The sequence below is a fragment of the Endozoicomonas sp. SESOKO2 genome (genome assembly GCF_024606245.1).
Lineage (GTDB): Bacteria > Pseudomonadota > Gammaproteobacteria > Pseudomonadales > Endozoicomonadaceae > Endozoicomonas_A.
Map to the genome: position 1 here is coordinate 1 of NZ_JAHHPQ010000444.1, position 2,120 is coordinate 2,120.

The following is a 2,120-nucleotide window of genomic DNA, read 5'->3' on the forward strand; positions in this document are numbered from 1 at the left end:
TAATAATTTTTTTGCCGATCTTGTTGGCGTGATCCAGAACAAGAACGTTGCGACCCCGGTACCCAGCTGTGAGCGCACACATAAGACCCGATGCACCGGCTCCGATAATAATGGCATCGTACTTAGACTGTAGGGCTCTGGTCAGGGGCATATTCAGTAGATCTCAAATAGACAGGTAAGAGTCGATGAAGCCATTAGCATTGTTACTGTGATAGGGTAAACAAGCGCTGTAAACAAACCAAGGAGCATATACCGACTACCAATAATGGTTTGCCCCTTCTTCTGTTTCTTTCGGCCCGGACTTCAGACCGATATTGCCTGTCAGGGGGTTTTCAGAATACCCAGCACTTTGTTCAGGAACATTTTGGCTTCCTGAGGGCTGACGCTCTTACGCAGCTCAGCAGGGATCATACGCTGGTATGCACGGGCATTGGCTGGACGACTAGCTACCAGAGCATTTACCATAGCGGGCTTGAGCAAACGCTGCCCAGCAGGAGTGCTCGGGTAAGTTTTACGAATAGATTGAACATCGAATTCAATCAGAGCTTCAGCCAACGGGCTACTCACCACTTCAATAACTACTTCTGGCTCAGCTACCACGTTTGCTACCTTGGCTTCAGCTATTACAGGCTCAGCGTCGCCAGCTTCTAACCGGGCGTCTTCAGAAGCGATAAGACCATTAGCCGTAAGAGCCCGGGACAGCTCTTCACACATAACCCATACGGCTTCACCTGCTTCGTTTTTCTCATCAAGGGCAACAACAGAAGCACCAGTGCCAGCATCTATTTCCAGGAACCCGGCAATACGCTTGCCCAGATTGTTAATGATCAGGGATGCACGTTTAGCCCCCGTCAGAGCAATCACATGCTCAGCACTAGCGGCACGTCCGGGCAGAGAAAACCATGCTGTCAGCAGTTCAATGTCTTGAGGACGAACAGCTTTATTATTGTTAAGGGCCTTCTGGAACGAATCTTGGGTGATCAATGGCTTAACCTCTAGAAAAAAACCAACCATTTTTTCAGGAAACGATAAATTATCAATCCTTATATTTGCGGATCTTTATGCTTCTTCTCCTGAGCGCAGAAGCTAGGCACAGGTTTCACTCCATGCCGACTCATTTTAAAACATAAGGCAAGCAATGCAGGTAGTCTCTGAGTATTACTTGAAATTGTCCCATACAGATATGATAATGATTCTCAATTATATTCTAAGATCCTTTGAGCACTTATATGGCAAGACCTCCTGCAAGAGAGCTATTTGTTAAGAGCATTGAGTCCCTGAGCCCTCATATGAAGCGGGTCGTCCTGACCGGAGAATCGCTCTCTGATTTTCCACCCGATCAAGCCAGTGCCTACATCAAATTAATTTTCGATAATCCTGCAATGCCCGGAAAACCACTACGAAGAAGTTATACTGTTGTTTCCAGTGATCAGCGTGCACGGCATTTAACGATTGATTTCGCAGTGCATCCCGATGCCTGTGACCAGGGGCCTGCTGCGCGATGGCTTGAGGATGCCAGGATTGGCGATCCGATTTCAGTCTCTGGACCCGGTCCTACTAAACTGGTCGATCTGGATGCAGACTGGTTTGTTCTGGTCGGAGACCTGACCGCACTACCAGCTATTCGTGCAAACATAGAGATTTTACCCGCCCATGCAGAGGGTTATGTAATTCTGGAAATTCCCCATCAGGACGACCAGCAATCTCTGCTTCTGGAAGCATCGCTGATCCCCAAGGGCATGGAATTGATCTGGGTTATAAATCCACACCCAGGCCAACAGAAGGAGCTTTTAAAAGAAACTCTGGCTAACCTGCCTCATTTCCCCGGAGATCCCTATTTATGGGCTGCCAGTGAGCTGAACGCTGTGCTGGAGATCAGAAACTGGGTGAATGAAGAATCTCTGGCCCCCCGCTCTTCGCGCTACATCAGTAGCTACTGGCAGCTTGGCCTTCCAGATGAAGCCCACAAGATACAAAAGAAAGAAAGACTGTCTGAGTAAATAAGTGTCTCTACAATCGGTATTGCCCGCTCAGGCATTTTTCGTTTGACTTCCGAGCACGCCCTCAGGGATGGTGGAAGTGTCGTTTATGCAGGAGCAATCAACGACCCTGCGGCGATG

3 protein-coding genes are annotated in these 2,120 nt (G+C 48.4%); 1 reads left to right on the forward strand and 2 read right to left on the reverse strand.

Annotated elements, in window-relative coordinates; translation table 11 throughout:
• Together KDK17_RS10115 and KDK17_RS10120 are read right to left on the reverse strand one after the other, a co-directional pair.
• The coding region (locus KDK17_RS10115) for an NAD(P)/FAD-dependent oxidoreductase (protein WP_257288000.1) at nt 1-151 on the reverse strand (151 nt) is incomplete at its 3' end.
• Nucleotides 152-321: 170 nt separating this feature from the next.
• Entirely contained in the window at nt 322-984 is a 663-nt protein-coding gene (locus KDK17_RS10120) for a hypothetical protein (RefSeq protein WP_257254449.1), read from the reverse strand.
• Between the two features lie 245 nt (nt 985-1,229).
• Here KDK17_RS10120 and KDK17_RS10125 point away from each other — a divergent pair, with 245 nt between their 5' ends.
• Nucleotides 1,230-2,000, forward strand: coding sequence for a siderophore-interacting protein (locus KDK17_RS10125; RefSeq protein WP_257281665.1), 771 nt, complete (start codon nt 1,230-1,232; stop codon nt 1,998-2,000).
• Nucleotides 2,001-2,120: the final 120 nt, after the last annotated feature.

Bases quoted from the DNA above. Each gene is read 5' to 3' on its own strand.
- KDK17_RS10125 (WP_257281665.1), top strand. From the start codon at position 1,230: ATGGCAAGACCTCCTGCAAGAGAGCTATTTGTTAAGAGCATTGAGTCC.